Genomic DNA, 24,558 nt, shown 5'->3' with positions numbered 1-24,558 from the left:
TCTTACCTGCCGTAATTGCCATCTCGCGGGAATCTCTTTTGAAAGACGTAACATAAGCAACATACAGGCTCTATGAACCATGTTGCGGCTACCCACACCCGCGCACTTGCCGCCTCCTTCATCCTCAATTGGGGCAAATTTGCGCAGTGCTGATCCCTGATCGCATTGCGATTTCGTAAGCTTTGTCTTTCAATCGAAGATCAGGTCGTCGGCTCTCCCGCGGCACGGGCCTGCGCCGCATAACGCGCCGCAGCGACGCTCGCCTCAATCTCGCGCTCGCCGGAGACCTGCACGGTCGGCACGGCGAATTCGATACCGTTCTCCTTGAAGGCATTGCGGATCATCGCCAGCGCATTGCGGCGGATGACGAACTGCTCACCGGGCTTGGTCATCATCGAAAGGCGGATTTCGATTGCGAATTCGCCGAACTGCTCAACCCCCTTCATCTTCAGCGTTTCGATGATATTCGGACCCCACTCGGGGTTGTCGAGAAGCTGCTGGCCGATCTGCTTGATGATCTTCTTCGTTTTCACGAGATCGGTGTCATAGGTCACGTTCAGGCTTATCTTGTCGATCGTCCAATCGCGGTTGAGGTTCTTGACGGCCCCAAGTTCCCCGAAAGGCACCGTCGTCAGCGGCCCACGATGATGGCGGAGTTTGACGGAACGCAGGCTGAAGGCTTCGACCACGCCCTTGTGGCTGCCGCTTTCGATATATTCGCCGACACGAAAAGCATCGTCCCACAGATAGAACATGCCGCTGATGACATCCTTGACGATGGTCTGCGCACCGAAGCCGACTGCGACGCCGACGACGCCGGCACCGGCGATCAATGGCCCGATCTCGATGCCGAGGCCCGAGAGTACCATCAGAACGGCGATCACGACGATGACGACGGCAAGGATGTTGCGGAAGATTGGCAGCAATGTCTGCAGACGCGCGCGCTTGACCTTGTCCTCATCGCTGACCGTGCTGTCGACGGGCGAATCCAGAAGCTTGCCGTCGATATAAGCCCGGACCAGATGCCAAAGAAGATCGGCCGCAAGGAGGATGACGATACCGCCGATAATACCGCGTGCCACTCGATCGATCATCGTTTCGTTCGACATCATCATCGTGGTGGTTTCGACGCCGAGCATGCGTCCAAGCCAGATCGCTGCAAAGGCGATGATCAGCGCCCGGACGCCACGGTCGAGTAACACAGTCGCGATGCGGCGTTTGGCAAGAAAACCCGCTTCGGCATAGTGGAAGGATTTGACCGCCAGCGTCGAAACGGCGAGCACCCTCGGCAGCAGCAGGAGATAGATGCACACCCAAAGGAGCCAATTGAAGCTCAGCACCCATATGCCCCAGAGCAGCAGGAAATAAAGGGTCAGCAGCCAGGTAATGGCATAACTGCGCCGGGTTTCATTGCCCGGCCGTGACCAGACAGCTTCGGTGGCAATCAAGAAGAGGCCGACGCCGAGCATATAGCCGATCAGATACCGCGCGCCCATCGAATAGCCGAGCGGTTGCATCGATTGCAGGACGGCCCAGCCGAAGACGAAATAGATGACAAACAAGGTGCAGCGGCGGAACCAGAACTGCGCGACAGCCGGATCAACCGCAACCGTCTCTCCCTCGCCGCGTGGCAAGGTGACCAGATCGACGATGACACCGCCAATGGAAACGGCGAAGCGTTGGACGACGACAGCGATGGCAATGGCAATCGCGACATTCAGGCTGACCGGCGGCCAATTGAAGCTGATCAACGTGAGTCCCGTCGCGAGGCCGAATACGATGGCCGGAATGACCCGAGCGGCAAGGCGCGTAACTGTCATCTGCGCTGCCCGCTCCCGCCTTTCACGTACCATCCTTCGCACCAGGATTTCGACGATGAAGCCGGTGACGAGGACTGCGAGAAATTGCCCGACCATGCGAAGCGGACCAGCCGCGCGCAATTCGCCGAGAAAAAGCGATGACGTCCGTGCGACTTCGGAAGGTAGTGTCATCGCCGCACCCGAGACCATGGCGATGTGCCTGCGGGCGTGCTGGAGGCGGTCGGACAATATCGACATTTCCTCGTTATTGCCGGTCGAGGCTGCGGGCGCCGCCATCTGCGTCGCCATCCATTGCTTCACTTCGGGCGTTTGCATCAACTCCATCATCTGCCGCACCTGGGCAGGCGGTGGCGCAACGTCGGTGGAAGTTGCCGGCGTCGTCTGCGCGGAAACGGCGCCGAAAAGAGAAAGCAGCATCATGATGCTGCAGATGCCGATCGCAGAAATTTGCCCCATGCCCGCCTCCGGTTTTGCACGTCAGGCATTTATGCAAGTGCTGCGCCGGAAAAGCCAGACAGACAAATGGTCTAGCTATCGTGGCGAAAACAAAGCCGCCGGACCTCGCGGACCGGCGGCTGACATAAAGACAGCGTGTTTTGCTTATTTGTGCGGCTTCTCGGCATGACCACCGAAGCCGGCGCGCATGGCCGAAAGTACCTTGTTGGCGAATTCGTCCTGGTCGCGCGAGGAGAAACGGCCGTGAAGCGCGGCGCTGAGCACCGGCGTCGGCACGCTTTCGTCGATGGCGGCCATGATCGTCCAGCGGCCTTCGCCGGAGTCCGAAACACGACCCGCATATTGGGTAAGGACCGGGTCCTTGTGCAGCGCATCGGCCGTCAGGTCGAGCAGCCAGGAGGTGATGACGCTGCCACGGCGCCAGACTTCGGCGATCTCCGGCAGGTTGAAATCGTACTGGTAATATTCCGGATGAGAGAGCGGCGCCGTTTCGGCATCGGCCTCATGCGTCAGAGCGCCGATATTGGCGTGCTTCAGGATGTTGAGGCCTTCCGCATAGGCGGCCATCAGACCGTATTCAATGCCGTTATGAACCATCTTGACGAAGTGGCCGGCACCATGCGGGCCGCAATGCAGGAAACCCTGCTCGGCGGTGCTGAGAGCTGCAGCTTCCGGCGTGCGGTTCGGCGAGGCCTCCGCGGTGCCGTTGCCCGGTGCCAGCGTTGCGAAGATCGGCGACAGATGCTGTACGATACCCTTCTCGCCGCCGATCATCAGGCAATAGCCACGTTCGAGGCCGAAGACGCCGCCGCTGGTGCCAACGTCGACATAGTGGATGCCCTTGGTGATGAGTTCCGCGCCGCGGCGGATGTCATCGTGATAGTAGGAGTTGCCGCCATCGATCAGGATATCGCCGTCATGCAGCAGCGGGACGATCGAGGCGATGACCTTGTCGGTGATCGCGGCCGGCAGCATCAGCCAGACGGCACGCGGGCGGGCGAGCTTCGAGACGAATTCTTCGAGCGAGCCACTACCGTCGGCACCGAGACCAACGAGCTCGGCGACGCTTTCCGGCCTGGCGTCATAGACCACGCATTCGTGGCCGCCCCGCATCAAGCGCTGGACCATGTAATTGCCCATACGGCCCAAACCTACCATGCCAAGCTGCATCTGAAATCTCCTGGGATTTAATCGATATGATTCCGGAAACTAACACCCGCATCGTGACAGGCAAGCGAAGTCTCTGTCACGAAGACGAGTGCGTCTATTGCATCTTGCGCAGGGCTATGGCTTCCGCACTCAGCAATCTGCCGTCTTCAGAACGTAATTCCAACCCTCCGACGGACATATAGCCGCCTCATCGGCGGCTATATGATCTTCTGCCTGCTCGGCGGAACCTTCATCGCGACGTCGACGCCGCCATAGATCAGATCGTTCATGACGCTTCCCCTCACCCCTCCTGCGCTTTGGCCTGCTCACCCCGCATCTCGCTGAGGAACATGCCTTCGCGCAGATTGATGCCGTATTCGACAAAGGCCTTCATGCAGCAGAACATCTGCGTCCAGCCCTCGAGATTCTGGTAGGTTCCGCGGCGCCCCGGCTCATCCTCGCGCCAACCGTCCTCCGCGATGGTCACCATGGTGCCACCGTCATCAAGCGGTTTGAAATTCATCTCTACGAGGGTGTTGTAAGGCTTCTTCTCCTCGTCAGTTGCGCCATCCCAGCGCAGCACGATCTTGCTGTCTGGCACGAGCTCGACCACCTCGACCGGTACATCTTTCCACCAGGTCACCGTCGTCCCCTCAACCAGCGGCGCGCTGGCACCGCCCACCGTGGTGAAATAGCTCGAGAGTTTCTTCGGGTTGACGACCGCATCGAAGACATCAGCCACCGGGCGGCCGATGCGGCCCGAGACGCGAATATTGAGGGACATGCGACTTCCTCCTCTTCTCCGTTGTATCCGGCCTTAATTATGTTATAAAAACATAACATGTCAAGCGAATCGGATGACGACCCCATTTTCAAGGCGCTAGCGCATCGCCGCCGCCGCGATATTCTCGACCTTCTGAAGGAAGAACCACGCACGACAGGCGCGCTCTGCGAAGCATTCCCGGAGATGGACCGCTGCACTGTCATGCAGCATCTGAAGGTGCTGGAGGAAGCCGATCTGGTGATTGCCAGGAAAGAGGGCCGGGAGCGCTGGAACCATCTGAACAGTCTGCCGATCAAGCAGATTCATGACCGCTGGATCAGCGCCTATGCCGGCCACGCATTGTCCATTCTCGACCGGCTGAAGAGCGACCTCGACAATCCCACCCATTAACTTGCAGCGGCAATCGTCGCGGCTCTATGATAAAGAGAGGGAGGAACCATGCCGATATCGGGATCTGCCATCCGGCGCATGCGTCAGCTGCGCAATATGAAGCAGGAGCATCTGGCGGAATCCTCGCCGTCAACCAGGCGACCGTCTCCCGCTGGGAGCGGGGTATCCTGCCGGTCACCGTTGCTCAGGCAAGGCGGCTGGAAAGCATCTTCGCTTCCCCATCATCCTCCGCCGATGCGCCGTTGACACGGACCGCAACGCCGGCCGTCTGCGGCGGAGCGAACCGATGATCATTGCAGAGATTGCCTGAGCTATAGCAAACAGGGACGGGCCGAAGCGCCCGTTCCCTAAGCTGCCCTATCCCAAGCCGGCGCCAACCCTTCCGGGCTGACGATACGGCCATCGGCTTTCGCCAACGCGTGGATTGCCGTCATCTCTTCGGAAGAGAGTTCGAAATCTAAGATCGCCGCATTCTCCTGTGCGCGCCGTTCAGAGACGGTCTTGGAAAGCACGATCAGATCCTGCTGAACGATCCATCGGAGAACGATCTGGGCAATCGGCTTGCCATGCCTGGCGGCAATCGCCTTCAGCACCGCATCCTCAAACACCTTGCCGTCAGCCATGGCGTAATAGGCCGTCACCGACATATCGAGCTGCTTTGCAGCGCGCAGCACCGGCGTTTGATCAATATAGGGATGATATTCCACCTGGTTCGTCACGGTCGGCAGGCTGCTGAGCTTGACGGCTTCCCCCATCAGATCAGTATTGAAGTTCGACACGCCGATATGGCGCACCTTGCCCGCCTTCGCCACTTCATTCAGCGCGCCGATCTGCTCGGCAAGCGGTACGGTTTGGTCCGGCCAATGAAGCAGCAGCAGATCCACATAGTCGGTCTTCAACTTCTTCAGGCTCTCGTCGACCGATGCAAGGAAGGCATCGCGCTTGTAGTTCTCGACCCAGACCTTGGTGGTCAGGAAGATATCGCCACGGGCGACGCCGGAGCGGCGGATACCGTCGCCGACCTCGGCCTCGTTGCCGTAGATCTGCGCGGTATCGATATGGCGATAACCGTTTGCGAGCACATGCGAGACCATGCGCTCGGCGTCCGGGCCCGGCATGCGGAACGTGCCAAAGCCGAGGGCGGGAATGGAGGCGCCATTGGCGCTGACGAATTTCATGTTGCTTCCTTTCGAGTGCGGGGAGGTCAGGCCGCGCTGCAGGCCGTGGCTGCAGCCGGGGTGGAGCGGCGGTCGAGGGCGCCGCTGCGGATGGTGAGGCCAAGGGCGACAGTGACGAGCGCTGCAGCAACGAATGGCGTGGCGCCCAGCCCGAAGCGGGACTCAACCACCAGACCACCCACCCAGGCACCCATAGCAATGCCGAGGTTGAAGGCGGCGATATTGAGCGCCGAAGCAACATCGACCGCATTCGGCCGGAGCCCACGTGCCAGCTGTACGACATAAAGCTGCAGGCCCGGCACATTGGCAAAGGACAGGAAGCCGAGGATTGCGAGCGTTGGGATCGTCAGCCAGGGCGAGACAGCCGTGAACCCGAAGAGCGCCAGCACGAGTGCCTGGGCGATAAACAGGAATGTCAGCGCTTTAACCGGATCGCGGTTGGAGATGCGTCCGCCGACGACGTTGCCGACGGCAATCGCCACGCCATAGAGCATCAAGATCAGGCCGACGGCCGAAGAGGCAAAGCCGGTAATCTGCTCGAGGATCGGTGCGAGGAAGGTGAAGGCAACAAAAGTGCCGCCATAACCGAGTGCCGTCATGGCATAGACGAGTAGTAGCCGCCCCGTAGCAAGCACGCGGATCTGTTCACCGATGCTGGCCGGCGGAGCCTTCTTGAGGTTCGAGGGCAGCAGGAAAGCAATGGCTGCGAAGGCAACGACACCGAGACCGGCAACGGCAGCAAAGGTGGTACGCCAACCGAAGGTCTGGCCGATGAAAGTACCCAGCGGAACGCCGGTGACGATTGCAACCGTCAGGCCCATGAACATCATCGCAATAGCCGACGCCCTTCGATTCTCCGGCACAAGATCGGCAGCGATCGTGGAACCGACGGAGAAGAATACCCCGTGCGCGAAGGCCGAGACCACGCGGGCAATCAGCAGCACTTCGTAGCCGGGGCTGAGCGCCGCGATAATGTGGCCGATAATAAAGAGCGCCATCAGCCCCAGCATCAGCGGTTTGCGCTCGATCCGCCCGGTCAGCGCCGTCAGGATCGGCGCACCGAAGGTGACACCCAGCGCATAGACGCTGACGATGAGGCCGGCGAGCGGCAGGGTGATGTGAAGGTCGGTGGCAACCGTCGGCAACAGGCCGACGATGACGAATTCCGTCGTGCCGATCGCGTAAGCCGCAATCGTCAATGCAAAGAGAGCGAGTGGCATGAGAGTGACCCGATGATTGGTTCTTGTTCGGGTCGGAATATGGGCGTGGTGCACTTCCTCGATAATTGCCTATAATAGCTCAACAGTTGTGAATTGAATTCAAGATAGGAAACGGATGGATAACCGCATCGGCGAGATGGATGTCTTCGTGCAGGTGGCCGAACTGCAAAGCTTCTCGGCCGCTGGCCGCAAGCTCAAGCTTTCGCCCTCCGCCGTCAGCAAGCTCGTCAACCGGCTCGAGGACCGTCTCGGCACGCGTCTTCTGGTGCGCACGACCCGCGCCCTGCAACTGACGCCAGAGGGCGAAATCTATCTCGAACGCTCCCGACGCATCCTCGCCGACATCGAGGAAACGGAACGCGCCGTCGCAGCAGGCGGCACGACGGTGGCTCGAGGACGCCTGCGCGTGAGCACGTCGGTCGCCTTTGGTGTTCGCTACATAGTGCCGCTGGTACCCGATTTCCTGAAGCTTTATCCCGAGGTCGACCTCGACCTCGCACTCAGCGATGGCATTATAGATATCATCGGCGAACGCGCAGATATCGCCATCCGTTCGGGCGCCTTGCGCGACTCCTCACTTAAGGCGCGCAAGCTCCTCGAAAGCCGCCGCATTATCGTTGCCTCACCCGGCTATCTGAAACGGCAAGGCATCCCGGAAAGCCCTGAGGATCTCGATCATCACAACTGTCTGACCTTCAGCTTCCGCTCGACCTCGGAGGAATGGCCATTCCGCAATCCCGAAAATGGCGGTCGCTTCTCGAGACCCGTCTTTGGCAACCTCGAAACCAACAACGGACCGACGGCTCGCAGCCTTTGCCTCGCCGGCCTTGGCCTCGCCCGTGTCGGTCAGTTCCATGTACAGCCGGATATCGATGCCGGAACGCTGGTGCCCGTATTGGAAACCTATAATCCTGAAGATATCGAACTCATTCACGCCGTTTATCCTGGTCACGAACATCTTGCCGCACGTATCCGAGCCTTCATCGATTTCCTGGTCGAGAACATTCATTGAGGAAGACCTCCGTCATTCCCCTGTCACGGCTCAACGATAGCGAGCGCTCCATGCCGATAGAAATCCATCCGCCGCGCCAAAGCTGGGCCGACGACTTCGCAAGTTTGAAGCGGGTCATCCTGCGCGCAGCACCCGCTGGCGCCTTGCTCCATCACATCGGCTCCACGGCCGTGCCCGGACTTGTCGCAAAGGATATCATCGACATCCAGGTGAGTGTCGATGCTCTTGAACTGGTCGATAGAACAGCGTTCGAACGCGAGGGGTTCGAGAGCCGCTCGATCGTAACCGATCACTGTCCACCAGGTCTCGATCTGGCAGATGGCGAGCTGAGAAAGCTGTATTTCAAAAGCAGGGGCCGGCCCGCGAATATCCATGTTCGTGAAAGGGGCCGATTCAATCAGCGCTATCCGCTTTTATGCCGGAATTTCCTGCGCGCTCATCCGACGGCGGCAGCAGCCTACGGGCTGATCAAACAGCGCCTCGCCGGTTTTTTCCCTGACAATGCCGATGCCTACTACGACATCAAGGATCCGGTCTTCGATATCATCATGGAAGGCGCCTACGACTGGGCGAAGCTGACCGGGTGGACAGAGCCCCCGAGCGACTGACAATAAAGCTGATTGGGGAAATGGGCTGGCTGGTCAGGAAGAACCGGCCAAAAAGAAAAGAGCGCGATCCACACAACCGGTGGAAACTTTCGATCCTGGGCGCCTACGAAAGTAGGTGGGCGCCGTGTGTCCAGACCCACGAGCCCGGACAGGGACAGCTCCCTAAGGATCGGGTATGGCCCCGAGGATTCATTGTTCCTGTCGAGAAGCACAGACCGCGTGAGGGAATATAGGGGCATTTACGTCGCCGCACCAGTGGGGCAGCGGTGCTGTTCGAAATTAATTAAGTTCGGCGGGCGCGCGGCCGTTGAGCTTGTCGGTGATGCCCTGAATGCGGCTCGTCACTTCCGAAAGCGCCGCCGCAATGCCTTCTTCCGTACGGGCGGTGGCAGCAAGCACGGTATCCCGGTTGCCACGCAGCGTCTCCAGCTCCGATTCCAGCCCGGCGACGCGCCGCGTCAGCTCCGAGATCTCGTCCATGACCATGATCCCGGCCATGACGGTAATCCTGAGATCGCCGATTTCGCCGAACTGTCCCTTGAGATGGCCGACATAACGGTCGAAACGGGTCGCGAGGTCAGTCAGATGATCTTCCTGTCCCTCTTCGCAGGCCATGCGATAGGCCTTGCCGTCGATTGTTACCGTTACCTGCGCCATGCTATCAAGTCCTCTAGCGGTCAAGAACCGCGCGGATCGTTTCCATCGCCGTCACCAGGCGGCGCGAAACCTCGCGGTTGACCTCTTCCAGTCGGTTCGCGCGGAATTCGGCCTGATCCAGCTCCTGGGCAAGGCGCGAGCGGTCGGCATGCACGCGGCGAACCTCACCCTCGATCTCGCCCTGCTCGCGCTGGCGCTCGATACGCATGTCGACGGCATTCTCAAGGCCCGAGATCGCCTGTTTCAGCTCCGTAAGCGCAGCTTCGATGGTTTTGCCGTTAGGCGTCATGTCTCTTCCGGTTCCCCGCACAAGACCCGCGAATCGGCCTCTGCCGCCGACCCTGTATTTTCAAGAGGATATGCAGCTAGGTTGGAGCGCGTCAATAAAGCCTCCCGGCTTAGCCCCGCCCTATTCTGTGGATGAGCGATTTACATAAGCCCGTCACACAAAATTCGTCTTTTGTAAAACTTGACCGTCAAATGTCAAAAATCGTCGCACCCGCCCTCCAAACGGCTTCCATTTTGTTGACTTGGCCGTTCCAACTGCTATGTCTCGACCGCTCTCATTGATGGTCTTGTCAGGCTCGAGGCCATCCTCCAACCCGGAACCAGCGGAAAAGCCATGACCTCACGCGAACAAAACGATCGGATGGCGAATGCGATCCGATTCCTCTCCATGGACGCCGTCGAAAAGGCGAATTCCGGCCACCCGGGCATGCCGATGGGCATGGCGGATGTGGCGACGGTCCTCTTCACCAAATATCTCCGCTTCGATCCCCAAAAGCCGCACTGGCCGAACCGCGACCGTTTCGTGCTTTCGGCCGGCCACGGCTCGATGCTGCTCTACTCGCTGCTCTATTTGACCGGCTATCCCGACATGTCGATAGAGGACCTGAAGCAGTTCCGCCAGCTCGGCTCCAAGACCGCCGGCCACCCGGAATATGGTCATGCCACCGGCATCGAAACCACAACCGGCCCGCTCGGCCAGGGCATTGCCAACGCCGTCGGCATGGCGATCGCCGAGCGCAAGCTGCGCGAAGAGTTCGGTCCGGAACTGCAGGACCATTATACCTACGTCATCAATGGCGACGGCTGCCTGATGGAGGGTATCAGCCATGAGGCGATCGCGCTCGCCGGCCATCTGAAGCTCAACAAGCTGATCCTCTTCTGGGACAACAATTCGATCACCATCGACGGCGCCGTCTCGCTGTCAGACTCGACCGATCAGATCGCCCGCTTCAAGGCCGTGCACTGGAACACGATCGAGATCGACGGCCACGATCAGGCCGCTATCGCCGACGCGATCGAAGCTGCCCACAAGTCCGACCGCCCGACATTCATCGCCTGCAAGACGGTCATCGGCTTCGGCGCTCCGAACAAGCAGGGCACTCACAAGGTACACGGCAATCCGCTCGGTGCCGACGAAATTGCCGCCACCCGCAAGGCGCTGAATTGGGAATATGAGCCCTTCGTCGTCCCCTCCGATGTTCTCGACGCATGGCGCGCGGCCGGCACCCGCTCTGACAATATCGTCAAGGCATGGGAAGAAACGCTTTCCAAGTCGCCGGCCAAGGCCGAGTTCACCCGCCGTTTTGCCGGCGACCTGCCCGAAGGTTTCGACAAGGCCATCGACGACTACAAGAAGAAGCTTGCCGAAACCAAGCCGACGATCGCCTCCCGCAAAGCATCCGAAGACGCGCTCGAAGTCATCAACGGCTTCGTACCGGAAACACTGGGCGGCTCCGCCGACCTGACGCCGTCGAACAATACCAAGACCAGCCAGATGCATTCGATCACGCCGACGGATTTCGCCGGTCGTTACATGCACTGGGGCATCCGCGAGCACGGCATGGCATCTGCCATGAACGGTATCGCGTTGCACGGTGGCCTCATTCCTTACGGCGGTGGCTTCCTGATCTTCTCCGATTATTGCCGTCCGCCGATCCGCCTCGCCTCGCTCATGGGCATCCGTGTCATCCACGTGCTGACGCACGATTCGATCGGCGTCGGCGAGGACGGCCCGACCCATCAGCCGGTCGAACAGATTGCCGGTCTGCGCGCCGTCCCGAACCTGCGGGTCTTCCGCCCTGCAGACGCCGTGGAAACCGCGGAGTGCTGGCAGATCGCCATGAAAAGCAAGAACCATCCGTCTGCGTTGGCTCTCACCCGCCAGAACCTGACGACCGTCCGCACCGAATATAACCAGAAGAACCTCTGCGAACTCGGCGCTTATACGCTCGCCGGCAATGCCGACGCCAAGGTCACGATCTTTGCGTCCGGCTCAGAAGTGGAACTCGCCGTGGCCGCCCGTGCCACGCTCGAAGGCAAGGGTGTCAGCGCCCGTGTCGTTTCCGTTCCCTGCACCGAACTCTTCTTCGATCAGCCGGAAGCTTACCGCAAGGAAGTCCTCGGCAACTCGCCGGTTAAGATTGCCGTCGAAGCTGCCGTTCGCGAAGGGTGGGATGCCTTCATCGGTCCGGAAGGAACCTTTATCGGCATGAAGGGCTTTGGCGCATCCGGCCCCGCAAAGAAAGTCTTCGAACATTTCGGCATCACGGCTGACGCCGTCGTTGCAGCTGCAGAAGCGAAGCTTTAATAGAAGTACCTTCGGGTACTTCCTCATCTACTATTAGCAAGCCCCACCTCTAGGGAGTGAATGCACATGACAGTCAAGGTTGCCATCAACGGTTTCGGACGTATCGGCCGCAACGTTCTTCGCGCCATCGTCGAGTCCAGCCGCACCGACATCGAAGTCGTCGCCATCAATGACCTCGGCCCGGTTGAGACCAATGCCCACCTGCTCCGTTACGACTCCATCCATGGCAAGTTCCCGGCCGAAGTGAAGGTCGAAGGCGATACGATCATCGTCGGTGGCGGCAAGCCGATCAAGGTCACCGCGATCAAGGATCCGGCAACCCTTCCCCATAGGGAACTGGGTGTCGACATCGCGATGGAATGCACGGGCATCTTCACCGCCCGCGACAAGGCTGCGGCCCACCTGACGGCTGGCGCCAAGCGCGTCATCGTTTCAGCTCCTGCCGATGGCGCTGACCTGACCGTTGTCTTCGGCGTCAACCATGACCAGCTCACCAAGGAGCACTTGGTCATCTCCAACGCCTCCTGCACCACGAACTGCCTTGTGCCGGTCGTCAAGGTTCTCGATGACGCCGTTGGCATCGACCACGGCTTCATGACGACCATCCACTCCTACACCGGCGACCAGCCGACGCTCGACACGATGCATAAGGACCTGTATCGTGCCCGCGCTGCTGCGCTTTCAATGATCCCGACCTCGACGGGCGCTGCCAAGGCCGTCGGCCTCGTTCTGCCGCACCTGAAGGGTAAGCTTGACGGCACCTCGATCCGCGTTCCGACCCCGAACGTCTCAGTCGTCGACTTCAAGTTCGTTTCCAAGAAGACGACCACGGTCGGCGAAATCAACGAAGCCATCAAGGCTGCCGCAAACGGCAAGCTGAAGGGCATTCTCGGCTATACCGACGAGCCGCTCGTCTCGCGCGACTTCAACCACGACAGCCACTCCTCGATCTTCGCAACCGATCAGACCAAGGTCATGGAAGGCAACTTCGTGCGCGTCCTGTCCTGGTACGATAACGAGTGGGGCTTCTCCAGCCGCATGTCCGACACGGCTGTCGCCTTCGCCAAGCTCATCTGAGCCTTCAGGCAGTGACATTAGAAAACGGCTCGGGAAACCGGGCCGTTTTCGTTTCGGGCAAACGTTGAGGAAAGAGCGTGACGCAGCTGACCATTCGCAAGGCGACTGTTGATGACGCGGAGGAACTCTGCAGACTTATCAATGAAATCATCGAAGCCGGCGGCACGACCGCGCTGCAGGATCCCTTTTCTCCCGAAATCCTGGCTGACTGGTTCATATCAGGCGAATTCGCAATTGTCTGCCATGTGGCGCAAGCGGGCTCTGGCCTGACAGGCTTTCAGTTCCTCAGCCGTTACGGCGACCTGCCAGAGGGTTGGGCCGATATCGGAACTTTCGCGCGCCAGAGCCCAAAGATATCAGGCGTAGGCACCGCGCTGTTTGCAGCAACGCTTTCCGCTGCCGAGGAACGCAATATCGACGTCATCAATGCGACCATCCGCGCCGATAATGCCGGCGGGCTGGCCTACTACGAGAAGATGGGGTTTCGCACCTATAACACGCTGGAGAAAGTGCCGCTGAACGACGGTACGCCGGTGGATCGAATTCAAAAGCAATATCAGGTGAGCAAAGATAAAAGCGGCCTCTGACGGCCAGCTCAATAAAAAGTCCCTCACCCGGCCTATCCGCCCTCCTCTCGCCTGAATTGCTTCTACATTCTTTATCAGACTTTTTTCCGTAGCATTCCTCACTGGTCCTTACCCGAGGGCTGTCCAGCAGCATGATGCAGCGATGCAGTAGAGGTTAAGCCCGCAAGGCCTACCCTTCTGCTGTATTTTGCCGTTTATTAAAAGATCGCACTGGGCGCGGAGGGGCAAGGGACAGGCCGGAGCGGCTTCGGGATGGCGTGATGAGGCGAAAGGGGTAGGCATGGAAGCGTTTTACATTGTGGTGCTCGTTGCGACGGCGCTTGTGCTTCTTGCTGCCTTTTCGAGCCTTCTTGCCTTCCGCTTCGGCGCTCCCCTGCTTTTGCTGTTCCTGATGATCGGCCTTGCCGCCGGTGTCGATGGTCTCGGCATCGAATTCAGCAACAACTACCTCGCCTATGTCCTGGGTTCGATTGCTCTTGCAATCATTCTCTTCGATTCCGGCTTTGGCACGCCGATGCAGGCTTTCCGCATTGCAGCGGTGCCGTCGCTGACGCTGGCCTCGGTCGGCGTGCTTCTGACGGCAGCCCTCTTTGCCTTCGCCGCCCGATGGCTGCTCAACTTCACCTGGCTGGAAGGCATGCTGCTCGGCTCGATCGTCGCCTCCACCGATGCCGCCGCGGTCTTCTTCCTGTTGCGCATCGGCGGCATCAATATCAGGGACAAGGTGCGTTCCACGCTGGAAGTCGAATCCGGCACCAACGACCCGATGGCGATTTTCCTGACCATCGCACTGGTCGAGGTCTTAGCGAGCGGCGAACGCTACGCCGGTATCAACATCGGCATGCTCGCCATGTTCATTCAGCAAATGGGCCTCGGCGTCATCCTCGGCCTGCTCGGCGGCATGATGATCGTGCTGATCGCTGGCCGGCTGGAAACCGATCGCGGCCTCACGCCGATCTTCGTGCTGGCGCTCGCCCTGCTTGTCTTCTCGTTCACTGGCGCAGTCGGCGGCAGTGGTTTCCTTGCCGTCTATGTCGCCGGCATCTACGCTGGAAACCGCAAGATGCAGGCGATCGGCACCATTAGGCGCTTTCAGGATGGCATGACTTGGCTTGCCCAGATCATCATGTTCCTCGTGCTCGGCCTGCTGGCGACGCCCTCGCAGTTCCCGGTCATCATCGTACCGGCAATCCTGCTGGCACTGTTTCTGATCTTCGTCGCCCGGCCGCTCGCCGTCTGGCTGTCGCTGCTGCCTTTCGATTATACGCAGCAGGAAATCGGCTTTGTCGCTTGGGTCGGCCTGCGCGGCGCGGTCTCCATCCTGCTTGCCATCATGCCGATCCTCGGCGGCCTGCAGCACAGCCAGATCTATTTCAACACCGCGTTCATCATCGTGCTCGTCTCGCTGCTCGTACAAGGCTGGACGATCAAACCGGTTGCCAAGCGCCTCGGCCTCATCATCCCGCCGCGCATCGGCGCGGTCGACAAGGTCGAGGTCGATCTGCCGGGTGCCGCCAATCACGAGCTGCTTTCCTATCGCGTCATCAAGGACAGCCCGGTTCTTCGCGGCGAACGCATTCCGCGCTGGGCAGCCCCCTCCCTCGTGATCCGGGACGGCAAGTCGATGCGCTACCAATATGCCGGCCGCCTGAGGGAAAACGATCTCGTCTACCTCTTCATCGCACCCAGCTATTCGCGCCTGCTCGACCGGCTCTTCGCCAGCCGTGCACCTGTTGATGAGGACGACGCGGAATTTTTCGGCGCCTTTGCGCTGTCGCCGGCCCGGCCTGCCGCCGATCTCGATGCTGCCTATGGTCCGGGCCTGCTCAACGAATCCGAAAAGGGTCTGACGATCGCCGAACTGATGAAACAGCGTCTCGGCGGCAAGGCGGACTATGCCGATCGCGTCCGTCTCGGCTCGCTCATCCTCATCGTCCGCGACCTCGACGACCAGGATCACATCACCTCCGTCGGGATGTCGCTGGAAGCCGTCGAGCCCGCCATTACGCTGCCGATCTTCATCAATCTGCGCGAGATTATCCAGCGCACCCGCGAGCGTATGAAAGGCCGTAAAAAGCACGAGGCGACGGCTGCGGAAAGCGCTGCCGGACGTGACGAAAGCCCGCGCTAAAACGGCCGCCGACTGCCTTGCGTCTCCCCCGATCCTTGCTATGGTCGGCGCAACTTTCGCAACCACGAACGGATCCTTCCATGGCAGCTTTCAAGACCCTCGACGACCTCAACGACATCGCCGGCAAGCGCGTTCTCGTTCGCGTCGACCTCAACGTCCCGGTCAAGGACGGCAAGGTTACGGACACGACCCGCATCGAGCGCGTTGCGCCGACGATCCTCGAACTGTCAGAAAAGGGCGCCAAGGTCATCCTGCTCGCTCATTTCGGCCGCCCGAAGGACGGTCCCTCACCAGAATTCTCCCTCTCGTTGGTTGCCCCCTCGGTCGAGCAGGTACTTGACCACGCCGTGCTGACGGCTTCCGACTGCATCGGCGAGGCAGCCGCTTCTGCCGTCGCGAAGATGACCAATGGCGATATCCTCCTTCTGGAAAACACCCGCTTCCACAAGGGCGAGGAAAAGAACGATCCGGATTTCACCAAGGCGCTCGCGGCAAACGGCGATATCTATGTGAACGACGCCTTTTCGGCCGCGCACCGCGCCCACTCCTCCACCGAAGGTCTTGCCCATCATTTACCGGCTTATGCGGGGCGCACGATGCAGGCCGAACTCGAGGCACTGGAAAAGGGCCTCGGCAAGCCGGTCCGTCCGGTTGTCGCAATCGTCGGAGGCGCCAAGGTCTCGACCAAGATCGATCTCCTGATGAACCTCGTGAAGAAGGTCGATGCGCTCGTCATTGGCGGTGGCATGGCCAACACCTTCATTGCCGCCCGCGGCACCGACGTCGGTAAATCGCTCTGCGAACATGATCTCGCCGATACCGCCAAGCAGATCATGATCGAGGCCGCCACCGCCGGCTGCGCGATCGTTCTGCCTGAAGACGGTGTCGTCGCCCGCGAGTTCAAGGCAGGTGCTGCCAATGAGATCGTCTCGATTGAAGCCATCCCTGACGATGCCATGGTCCTCGATGTCGGGCCGAAGTCGATCGATGCCGTCAAGGCTTGGATCGAACGCGCCGCTACGCTTGTCTGGAACGGTCCGCTCGGCGCGTTCGAAATCGAACCCTTCGACGCGGCGACCGTTGCCGCCGCGAAATTTGCCGCCGAGTGCACCGAGGCGGGTAAGCTCACGTCCGTCGCGGGCGGTGGTGATACGGTCTCAGCATTGAACCATGCCGGCGTGGCCGAAGAGTTTACCTATGTTTCGACGGCAGGCGGCGCCTTCCTTGAATGGATGGAAGGAAAGGAACTGCCCGGCGTGGCCGTTCTCTCCCGTTAACTCACCCACTGATCGGTAAGCCGATTAGGCAGATATTCCAGCAGGATAGACCGCGGAGGCTAGCGCTTCCGCGGTCTTTTGCTCAAAAAGAGAAAAAATTCCCGAACTTTCAAACGATTGAAATCAATTCAATCGTTTCAATGACTTAGCGCTCCCATTTTTCTCCCTATAAACTTCTGTTATCCGAGTTCTATATTGTCAATTCTGCTGGGTTTCATTGTGGAGAGAACGAGATGAGCGAACGACTGGAAGACATTGCAGTGAAGATGGTTGCTGGCGGTCGGGGCCTGCTTGCAGCCGACGAATCGACCTCCACCATCAAGAAGCGTTTCGATACGATCAATCTTGAATCGACCGAAACCAGCCGCCGCGATTATCGCGAGATGCTCTTCCGCTCGGAAGACGCAATGAAGAAGTACATTTCCGGTGTCATCCTTTACGAGGAAACCCTGTTTCAGAAGGCCGCCGACGGCACGCCTTTCGTCGACATTATCAAGGCCGCCGACAGCATTCCGGGCATCAAGGTGGATATCGGCGCCAAACCGATGGCCAAGTTCCCTGGCGAAACCATCACTGAAGGCCTCGACGGCCTCGCAGACCGCCTTGCCAAATATCACGAAGCCGGCGCCCGTTTCGCCAAGTGGCGCGGTGTGATCGCTATCTCTGAGACCCTGCCGACCCGCGGTTCCGTACGTGCGAACGCTCAGGCGCTGGCCCGTTATGCAGCGCTCTGCCAGGAAGCTAGGATCGTCCCGATCGTCGAGCCGGAGTGCCTTATGGACGGCAAGCCGGGCGACCACAATATCGACCGCTGCGCCGAAGTGACCGAATCCACGCTGCGCATCGTCTTCGAGGAACTGGCCGAAGCACGTGTCAGCCTCGAAGGCATGATCCTCAAGCCGAACATGGTCATCGACGGGAAGAATGCGCGCAAGGCTTCCGTCGCTGAAGTTGCCGAGCGCACCGTGCGGGTACTGAAGCACACGGTCCCGTCAGCAGTTCCGGGTATCGCCTTCCTCTCCGGCGGCCAGACCACGGAAGAAGCAACCGCGCATCTCTCCGCGATCAATTCGGGCTACGATCTGCCCTGGCTCGTCACCTTCTCCTATGGCCGCGCCCTGCAGGACAGTGCGCTCAAGACCTGGAATGGCAAGCAGGAAAACGTCGCCGCCGGCCAGCGCGAGTTCACGCACCGCGCTGAGATGAACAGCCTCGCCGCCAAGGGCAATTGGAAGGCTGAGCTCGAAAAAGCTGCATAAGCTTCTTGAGCATCGAGAAAAACACGCAGGCGGCGAGCATCTTCGCCGCCTGTTTTCTTTTGTGCCTGCGTATCGCCACTGCGATTTGTCATGGCGACAAGATAATCCTTCGCCGCAATCGCCGGCCTCGGTAATCATGGCGCCTCAACCATCGGAGCCGCCATGAACAGCCTGTCCTACACCACCGTCGACGTATTCACTTCCACCCGCTTCGAGGGTAACCCGCTCGCGGTCATGAGCGACGCCAGGGGTGTCAGCGACGCCACAATGCAGAAGATCGCCGCCGAATTCGGCTATTCAGAAGTCACCTTCGTGCTGCCGCCGGAGAAGCCCGAAAACACGGCAAGGGTGCGCATCTTCACGCCGACGATGGAGATACCCTTCGCCGGTCATCCCAATGTCGGCACCGCCTATATACTCGGCCAGCAAAGCGAAATCTTCGGCCGCCCCACCGGCGATACGCTGCGGTTCGAAGAAAAGGCCGGCCTCGTGGAAGTCGCCCTGCAGCGCCGTGAAGGCCAAGTCACAGCAGCGACGATCCGTGCTCCACGACCGCTTGAAATAGGAGACACGATACCCGATGCGATCATCGCCGGCTGCGTCTCCATCGATCCGGCGTCAATCCGCAAGAACACGCATGCCCCGGTCTTCGTCTCCGTCGGCCTGAAATTTGCCGTTGCCGAACTCGAAAGCCTCGAGGCTCTGGCCGCGGCAAGCCCTAATATCAACGGCTTCCAGGCTGCGGCCAAGTCTCTAACGGGCAGCCACGATTTCTCCCTGTTTCTCTACGTTCGCCCGGCGGCTACGCCATGGAATATCCGCGCCCGCATGTTCGCACCGCTGGACAACGTCATCGAAGATCCGGCGACCGGCAGCGCTTCGGCAGCCCTTTCCGCCTATCTCGTCTCACTCCAGCCGGCGGCGGACATCAGCCAGCACGTGACGATCGAACAGGGCATCGAAATGGGCCGGCGCAGCATCATCGAACTCGATGTGATCAAGAAGGCCGGCACGGTGACTGACGTGACGATCTCGGGAAGTTGCGTGCCCGTTATGAAGGGCGAAATCATCCTACGGGACTGAATGTAGGCATCACACTACAAAGTCGCGCGCCAGCAGCGCCACCGCCCAGATGGCAAAGGCAATCAGCGCGATCTTCCAGAAATCCATCCGGCGGCGCAGCCCTGGATAGCCGAGCGGCTTGATGACCTGGATTGCCATGGCAAGGATGAGCAGCAACGCTATCAGCTTTGTCATGGCTTTATTTTTTCCATTTATCAGAATGTCACAGGACGGACATTTTTTCACGCGAACAGAGAATATCTACTCGCCGTAAAGGCATTCCGGGACACAATCAACATTCTTATGGACTAGGCAGATACAGGTCTCGCCTTATGTCCTTTTCAAAGCGAACACGCCGAGTCTGGGGATATGACAAGAAATCTGCTGTCCGTCGCTGCGCTGCTCTTTGGCACGCTTTTCCTTTTCATGGGCAACGGATTGCAGGGCATTCTGCTTCCCGTGCGCGGAAATCTCGAAGGTTATGCAACGACCACACTCGGCTTGCTCGGCACGTCTTGGGCCGCGGGCTTCGTCATCGGCTGCCTCGTTGCCCCGAAGATCGTGCGCCGCGTCGGCCATGTGCGCGCCTTCTCCGGCTTCATCGCGATTATCGCCATCATCGCGCTCGTGAGCGGCATCGTCATTGACCCGGTCTGGTGGGTCATCCTGCGCGCCGTCACCGGCTTCTCAACCGCAGGCACCTCGATGATCATCGAAAGCTGGCTGAACGAACGGGCGAACAATGAAAGCCGCGGTGCGATCTTTTCGCTCTATATCGGCATCACGCTGCTCGGCGTCGTGGGCGGTCAGTTGATGATCCCGCTGGAAGACGTGCGCACGCCGGTGCTCTTCATGATCTGCGGTATCTTCTACTGCATCGCCATGCTGCCGACGACGCTCTCGACCGCCGCCTCGCCACAGCCACTGAAGGCGGTGAAACTCGATCTGCCTGCACTCTATCGCAATTCGCCCGTCTCCTGCCTCGGCATTCTGCTCGTCGGCATCGCCAACGGCGCCTATGGTACGCTCGGCGCCGTCTTCGGCGCGGGTGCCGGCCTCTCCGATACTTCGATTGCGGTGATGATGAGTGCTACCATCTTTGCTGGCGCGATAATGCAGCTTCCGGCCGGGCGACTTTCCGACCGCATCGACCGCCGTTATGTGCTGGCGGCCATGTCGGCCATTGCAGCGCTCGCCGGCCTCCTGATATTCGTATTGCACCCCTCGTCCCCTGCTTTCCTGATCGGCCTCGTCATCCTCTACGGTGCCGTTGCCAATACGCTCTATCCGATCGCCGTCGCCCATGCGAACGACTTTGCGGCATCGGAGGATTTCGTGAAGGTTTCGGGCGGCCTGCTGCTTCTCTACGGTATCGGCACCGTCATCGGCCCGACGATTGGTGGTCCGGTCATGTCGGTCATCAGCCCGCATGCACTCTTCCTGGTGACGGCGCTCGCCCATCTTCTGATCACCGGCTACGCCATCGTCAGGAGCCGCATTCGCGCAGCCATTCCGGCAAGCGACCGCGATGCCTATACGACGATCCCGACGGCAACATCTCCTACGCTTACGCCGCAAAGCATGTCCCTTGCCGAGCGCGGCTCCAACAAATCTCCCGAAAGCGGCGATCCTGCTGTAAAGTTCGGCTGATGAACTGAAACGTGTCGCGCAAACTGTGCCGCGGTTTTGCGCGACGTGCCCTGAAACAGAGACTTAAAGTGTGGAAGCGAATCTGAGAGATCACGACACGGTTTAAAGGAGGAGCGACAATGAGCCTCATGGATGACGACAGACCACAGAAGAAGACCGCACACGAGATCGGCTCCGATCTCTCCATGCTTTCGGTGGACGAACTGAAGGCGCGCGTGGAGCTATTGAAGGCTGAGATCGCGCGGCTGGAAGCCGAAGCCACCAAGAAGGCGTCCGGCCGGATTGCCGCCGAAAGCCTTTTCCGATCATAAGACTGTGAACGAGCAAATATTGCTTCGAAATTACTTGTCACAAGTCTTAAATTGGGACGGCGTTAATAAAAAATTAAGCTTTATAAGATATTACTCGTGCCGTTCGGATTCTTCTGGACCTCAGACAGTTTTCCAAGCGGTGAATTGGTCTGATTTTTCTCCCTGTTTTACCTTGAGAGCCGCCTTTGCGGCTCTTCTTTTTGCGCTGCCTTGGATCTTTCCACGAAACTGTGGAGATTAACCTTTTCTTAAGAAACGGCTTGCGCATCTAGGCTAAAGATACCATCTTGAAGTCATAAAGACCGGCCTTGGAAACTTTTCCGCGGAAACCGGCGTTACCTGATAGTAGATGCGTGCAACAGGGATTCTTTAGATGTCGGAACTTGGATTGAACACGATCAGTTTTGCAGGGCGCGCTGCCGCATCCTCACAGTTCAAGACGCTATATGCAGAGGGCATGTCGCTGGTTGAGGAAACCGCATCCTACCTCGACGGCCAAGGCCGCGCAGCCTCCAAGGTGCTGCCGCGCATGGCCTCGGTCCTTTACGCGGCTGAATCGATGCGCCTGACCACCCGTCTCATGCAGATGGCGTCCTGGCTGCTCCTGCAGCGTGCCGTCAACAACGGCGAAATGTCCCGCGATCAGGTTCTGGCTGAGAAGAACAAGGTTCGGCTCGACGGCTTCAACGTCGACCGCAACGCTCCGGGCTGGGGGGACCTGCCAGAATCCTTCCGCGACCTCGTAGAGCGGTCGCTTCGCCTGCAGAACCGTATCGCCTTGCTTGACCGCGAAATCTATCGCCCCGCAGAAGCTGCGATCGTTCCGGACAATCAGAACAGTGTCCAGGCTCAGCTTTCCCTGCTGCAGACGGCCTTCGGCAACAACTGATCCGGCATCATAGAGTTTCGTTGAAAACCGGCTGCGGCAACGCGGCCGGTTTTTTGTTTGCTCGACGCTACAGTCATGAAACACAAAAAAGCCCGGCTTGAAACCGGGCTTTTGCGAATTCCGCCGAGCGGAAGCGAATTAGAGGCCGAGGCCACTGAAACGCTTGTTGAACTTCGAAACACGGCCGCCGCGGTCCATCAGCTGCTGGTTACCGCCGGTCCAGGCCGGGTGCGACTTGGAGTCGATTTCGAGGTTCATGACAGCGCCTTCCGAACCCCAGGTCGAGCGGGTTTCGTACTCGGTGCCATCGGTCATGACTACCTTGATGGTGTGGTAGTCGGGATGGATGCCTTCCTTCATGACAATCTTCCTGCGATGCCGAGGTCCAATTTGCCGCAGACAGTTGCGGCGGAAGAACCGATTGAATAAATGAAGCCGCAGTCGTGAAGGCTACGGCTTTCCATTAGAATGCGGTGCCTATACATCAAGGGCGCCGGGATAACAAGGGCCAACGAAGCCGCAATACGCGGTCTTTGAGGGCGATCGGAGACAATTTGGCAGAGCAGGCAGAACTTGGGGAGAAGAAGTCGCGTTCGCTGAAGCCGCTCGGCAGGTTGACACCTTATGTGGCACGCTACCGTGGCATGGTGGCCGGTGCTCTGATTTCGCTGGCGCTCGCCGCCGTTACATCGCTTGCCATACCGCTTGCCGTGCGGCGCATGATCGATCACGGCTTTACCCAGGCCGACGGTACCTTCATCAACAGCTACTTTGCCATGCTGATGGTCATGGCCATCGTGCTCGCCGTCGCCAGTGCACTCCGCTACTATTTCGTCATCACCATCGGCGAGCGCATCGTTTCGGACCTGCGCCGCGATGTCTTCTCGCATGTCACACGGCTGTCGCCCTCCTTCTTCGACGTCAACCAGTCCGGCGAGATCGTCTCGCGACTGACGGCCGACACCACGCAAATCAAATCGGCCGTCGGCGCCACCGCTTCCGTGGCGCTTCGCAACCTGATCCTCTGTATCGGCGCGCTCGGCATGATGATCGTGACCTCGCCAAGACTTTCGAGCCTTGTCATTGTCGCAATCCCGATCATTGTTTTTCCGCTTGTCGCCGGCGGCCGCTCGGTGCGCAAGCGTTCCCGAGCAGCGCAGGATACACTGGCAGAGGCTTCCGCCTTCGCTAATGAGACGATCGCTGCAAGCCGCACCGTGCAGGCTTTCAACGCCGAGACCGCTGCGGCAGACCACTACGGCTCGGCCGTCGAATCCGCCTATCGGGCCGCACGTTCCGCCGTCTCTTCCCGAGCGCTGCTGACGGGCATCGCCATCACCCTGATCTTCGGCAGCGTGGTCGCCGTTCTCTGGTTTGGCGCTCATAGTGTCCTTGCCGGCACGCTTTCGGCCGGCACGCTCGGCCAGTTCCTGCTCTATGCAGTCATTGCAGCCGGCTCGCTCGGTGCGCTCTCGGAAGTCTGGGGCGAGCTTTCGCAGGCAGCCGGTGCCGCTGACCGCCTGACCGAGCTTCTCGACGAAGTCTCGCCGATCGCCGCCCCCGAAAACCCGCAAGCTCTCCCCTCGCCCGCCCAAGGCCGCGTGCAATTCGACGGCGTGCACTTCGCCTATCCGTCTCGCCCAGGCAAGTCGGCCCTGCACGGACTGGATTTCACGGTGCTGCCGGGAGAAACGGTCGCGATCGTCGGTGCATCAGGCGCCGGCAAGAGCACGGTCTTCTCGCTGCTGCTGCGCTTCTACGATCCGCAACAGGGTAGCGTGAAGGTCGACGGTATCGACGCCCGCCAGGCAGACCCGGACGCCTTGCGGCAGCGCATTGCTATCGTGCCGCAGGATGTCACCATATTCGCCGCTTCGATCCACGACAACATCGCTTTCGGTATTCAAGGCGCCACGCGCGAGCAGGTACGCACCGCCGCGATCGCGGCCCAGGCCGATGAATTCATCAACCGGCTGGACAGGGGCTACGATACCCAAGTCGGTGAACGGGGCGTAACCCTATCTGGTGGCCAGCGCCAGCGCATCGCCATTGCCCGCGCGATCATGAAAAACGCGCCCATCCTGCTTCTGGACGAAGCGACCTCGGCCCTTGACGCCGAGAGCGAAACGCTTGTGCAGAGGGCGCTTGACGGGCTTATGCATGGCCGCACTACTGTTGTCATCGCTCACCGCCTCGCCACTGTTCTCAAGGCCGACCGCATTCTCGTCATGGATCAGGGCCGTGTCGTCGAGGAAGGCACACATCAGAGCCTGATCCGTCACGGCGGCATCTATGCGAAGCTCGCCCGCCTGCAATTCGATGCAGCCAACGAGGATGTGCTGGCAACCGCCAAATAGCTGCCTCATACGCCATCGCGACTAAAGTCTGATCGCTATAACTCCCCGGACGCGGTTGCCTTTGCGCCAACCCGCCCTAACCTCCCTA

General features: G+C 59.7%; 23 protein-coding genes, 1 other RNA gene and 1 pseudogene. 15 read left to right on the top strand and 10 right to left on the bottom strand.

What is annotated here, in order from left to right; translation table 11 throughout:
* Positions 1–200: 200 nt before the first annotated feature.
* The 3 genes from FHT92_RS23230 to FHT92_RS23220 all read right to left on the bottom strand — a co-directional run bounded on the left by FHT92_RS23230 (position 201) and on the right by FHT92_RS23220 (position 4,209).
* On the bottom strand, positions 201–2,276 hold the full coding sequence (locus FHT92_RS23230) for a mechanosensitive ion channel family protein (RefSeq protein ID WP_183829723.1): 2,076 nt from the start codon (positions 2,274–2,276) through the stop codon (positions 201–203).
* 144 nt (positions 2,277–2,420) lie between these two features.
* Positions 2,421–3,446, bottom strand: coding sequence for a phosphogluconate dehydrogenase (NAD(+)-dependent, decarboxylating) (gene gnd / locus FHT92_RS23225; RefSeq protein ID WP_183748819.1), 1,026 nt, complete (start codon positions 3,444–3,446; stop codon positions 2,421–2,423).
* 280 nt (positions 3,447–3,726) lie between these two features.
* On the bottom strand, positions 3,727–4,209 hold the full coding sequence (locus FHT92_RS23220; protein WP_183748818.1) for an SRPBCC domain-containing protein: 483 nt from the start codon (positions 4,207–4,209) through the stop codon (positions 3,727–3,729).
* A 57-nt stretch (positions 4,210–4,266) separates the two neighbouring features.
* Between FHT92_RS23220 and FHT92_RS23215 the strand changes: the two genes are divergently transcribed.
* Together FHT92_RS23215 and FHT92_RS29755 are read left to right on the top strand one after the other, a co-directional pair.
* Complete coding sequence (locus FHT92_RS23215; protein ID WP_183748817.1) at positions 4,267–4,599, top strand: ArsR/SmtB family transcription factor; 333 nt, start codon at positions 4,267–4,269, stop codon at positions 4,597–4,599.
* A 48-nt stretch (positions 4,600–4,647) separates the two neighbouring features.
* Positions 4,648–4,868: pseudogene (locus FHT92_RS29755) on the top strand (multiprotein-bridging factor 1 family protein); the annotation flags it as partial.
* 78 nt (positions 4,869–4,946) lie between these two features.
* Here the strand turns inward: FHT92_RS29755 and FHT92_RS23210 are convergent.
* Positions 4,947–5,777 (bottom strand): aldo/keto reductase, encoded by an 831-nt coding sequence (locus tag FHT92_RS23210; RefSeq protein WP_183829720.1) that lies wholly within the window; start codon positions 5,775–5,777, stop codon positions 4,947–4,949.
* A 26-nt stretch (positions 5,778–5,803) separates the two neighbouring features.
* Positions 5,804–6,997, bottom strand: a complete 1,194-nt coding sequence (locus FHT92_RS23205; RefSeq protein WP_183829717.1) for an MFS transporter — start codon at positions 6,995–6,997, stop codon at positions 5,804–5,806.
* Positions 6,998–7,112: 115 nt separating this feature from the next.
* On the opposite strand from FHT92_RS23205, the gene FHT92_RS23200 reads away from it, so the two are divergent.
* Together FHT92_RS23200 and FHT92_RS23195 are read left to right on the top strand one after the other, a co-directional pair.
* Positions 7,113–8,009, top strand: a complete 897-nt coding sequence (locus FHT92_RS23200; RefSeq protein ID WP_183829714.1) for a LysR family transcriptional regulator — start codon at positions 7,113–7,115, stop codon at positions 8,007–8,009.
* Positions 8,006–8,617 carry a GrpB family protein gene (locus FHT92_RS23195; protein WP_246735533.1) on the top strand — a complete coding sequence of 204 codons (612 nt, stop codon included), beginning with the start codon at positions 8,006–8,008 and terminating at the stop codon, positions 8,615–8,617. Before FHT92_RS23200 ends, FHT92_RS23195 begins: the two co-directional genes overlap by 4 nt.
* A 61-nt stretch (positions 8,618–8,678) precedes the next feature.
* On the opposite strand, the gene ssrS is transcribed toward FHT92_RS23195, so the two are convergent.
* From ssrS to FHT92_RS23180, 3 genes are all read right to left on the bottom strand, one after another.
* A non-coding RNA gene (gene ssrS, locus FHT92_RS23190) (6S RNA) lies at positions 8,679–8,837 on the bottom strand.
* A gap of 59 nt (positions 8,838–8,896) precedes the next feature.
* On the bottom strand, positions 8,897–9,274 hold the full coding sequence (locus tag FHT92_RS23185; RefSeq protein WP_183748813.1) for a cell division protein ZapA: 378 nt from the start codon (positions 9,272–9,274) through the stop codon (positions 8,897–8,899).
* Positions 9,275–9,287: 13 nt separating this feature from the next.
* Positions 9,288–9,563: a DUF4164 domain-containing protein gene (locus tag FHT92_RS23180; RefSeq protein WP_007826550.1), complete on the bottom strand. Its 276-nt coding sequence runs from the start codon at positions 9,561–9,563 to the stop codon at positions 9,288–9,290.
* Between the two features lie 333 nt (positions 9,564–9,896).
* Here FHT92_RS23180 and tkt point away from each other — a divergent pair, with 333 nt between their 5' ends.
* The 7 genes from tkt to FHT92_RS23145 all read left to right on the top strand — a co-directional run bounded on the left by tkt (position 9,897) and on the right by FHT92_RS23145 (position 19,284).
* Positions 9,897–11,870: a transketolase gene (gene tkt, locus FHT92_RS23175; protein WP_183748812.1), complete on the top strand. Its 1,974-nt coding sequence runs from the start codon at positions 9,897–9,899 to the stop codon at positions 11,868–11,870.
* A gap of 66 nt (positions 11,871–11,936) precedes the next feature.
* Positions 11,937–12,947 carry a type I glyceraldehyde-3-phosphate dehydrogenase gene (gene gap / locus FHT92_RS23170; protein WP_183829711.1) on the top strand — a complete coding sequence of 337 codons (1,011 nt, stop codon included), beginning with the start codon at positions 11,937–11,939 and terminating at the stop codon, positions 12,945–12,947.
* Between the two features lie 86 nt (positions 12,948–13,033).
* Positions 13,034–13,534 (top strand): GNAT family N-acetyltransferase, encoded by a 501-nt coding sequence (locus FHT92_RS23165; RefSeq protein ID WP_183829894.1) that lies wholly within the window; start codon positions 13,034–13,036, stop codon positions 13,532–13,534.
* A gap of 280 nt (positions 13,535–13,814) precedes the next feature.
* On the top strand, positions 13,815–15,665 hold the full coding sequence (locus FHT92_RS23160) for a potassium/proton antiporter (protein ID WP_183748810.1): 1,851 nt from the start codon (positions 13,815–13,817) through the stop codon (positions 15,663–15,665).
* A gap of 80 nt (positions 15,666–15,745) precedes the next feature.
* Positions 15,746–16,942 (top strand): phosphoglycerate kinase, encoded by a 1,197-nt coding sequence (locus FHT92_RS23155; protein ID WP_183829709.1) that lies wholly within the window; start codon positions 15,746–15,748, stop codon positions 16,940–16,942.
* Positions 16,943–17,175: 233 nt separating this feature from the next.
* Positions 17,176–18,201, top strand: a complete 1,026-nt coding sequence (locus FHT92_RS23150) for a class I fructose-bisphosphate aldolase (RefSeq protein ID WP_183748808.1) — start codon at positions 17,176–17,178, stop codon at positions 18,199–18,201.
* A gap of 162 nt (positions 18,202–18,363) precedes the next feature.
* On the top strand, positions 18,364–19,284 hold the full coding sequence (locus tag FHT92_RS23145) for a PhzF family phenazine biosynthesis protein (RefSeq protein ID WP_183829706.1): 921 nt from the start codon (positions 18,364–18,366) through the stop codon (positions 19,282–19,284).
* A 9-nt stretch (positions 19,285–19,293) separates the two neighbouring features.
* Here the strand turns inward: FHT92_RS23145 and FHT92_RS23140 are convergent, their stop codons facing one another.
* A complete protein-coding gene (locus FHT92_RS23140; RefSeq protein ID WP_165911954.1) occupies positions 19,294–19,458 on the bottom strand; it encodes a hypothetical protein in 165 nt (54 codons plus the stop codon).
* Positions 19,459–19,632: 174 nt separating this feature from the next.
* Between FHT92_RS23140 and FHT92_RS23135 the strand changes: the two genes are divergently transcribed.
* The 3 genes from FHT92_RS23135 to FHT92_RS23125 all read left to right on the top strand — a co-directional run bounded on the left by FHT92_RS23135 (position 19,633) and on the right by FHT92_RS23125 (position 22,113).
* A complete protein-coding gene (locus tag FHT92_RS23135) occupies positions 19,633–20,913 on the top strand; it encodes an MFS transporter (protein WP_183748806.1) in 1,281 nt (426 codons plus the stop codon).
* A 119-nt stretch (positions 20,914–21,032) separates the two neighbouring features.
* Entirely contained in the window at positions 21,033–21,224 is a 192-nt protein-coding gene (locus FHT92_RS23130; RefSeq protein WP_183748805.1) for a DUF1192 domain-containing protein, read from the top strand.
* Positions 21,225–21,597: 373 nt separating this feature from the next.
* The gene (locus FHT92_RS23125; RefSeq protein WP_112545041.1) at positions 21,598–22,113 is read left to right on the top strand and encodes a DUF1465 family protein; all 516 of its coding nucleotides are present in this window, start codon (positions 21,598–21,600) and stop codon (positions 22,111–22,113) included.
* Between the two features lie 138 nt (positions 22,114–22,251).
* On the opposite strand, the gene rpmE is transcribed toward FHT92_RS23125, so the two are convergent.
* On the bottom strand, positions 22,252–22,473 hold the full coding sequence (rpmE, locus tag FHT92_RS23120; RefSeq protein ID WP_183748804.1) for a 50S ribosomal protein L31: 222 nt from the start codon (positions 22,471–22,473) through the stop codon (positions 22,252–22,254).
* 194 nt (positions 22,474–22,667) lie between these two features.
* Here rpmE and FHT92_RS23115 point away from each other — a divergent pair, with 194 nt between their 5' ends.
* A complete protein-coding gene (locus tag FHT92_RS23115) occupies positions 22,668–24,470 on the top strand; it encodes an ABC transporter transmembrane domain-containing protein (RefSeq protein WP_183829703.1) in 1,803 nt (600 codons plus the stop codon).
* The last annotated feature ends 88 nt before the right edge of the window (positions 24,471–24,558 follow it).

This window comes from Rhizobium sp. BK377, assembly GCF_014193935.1.
Lineage (GTDB): Bacteria > Pseudomonadota > Alphaproteobacteria > Rhizobiales > Rhizobiaceae > Rhizobium.
This window is presented reverse-complemented; position numbering and strand designations above follow the sequence as displayed.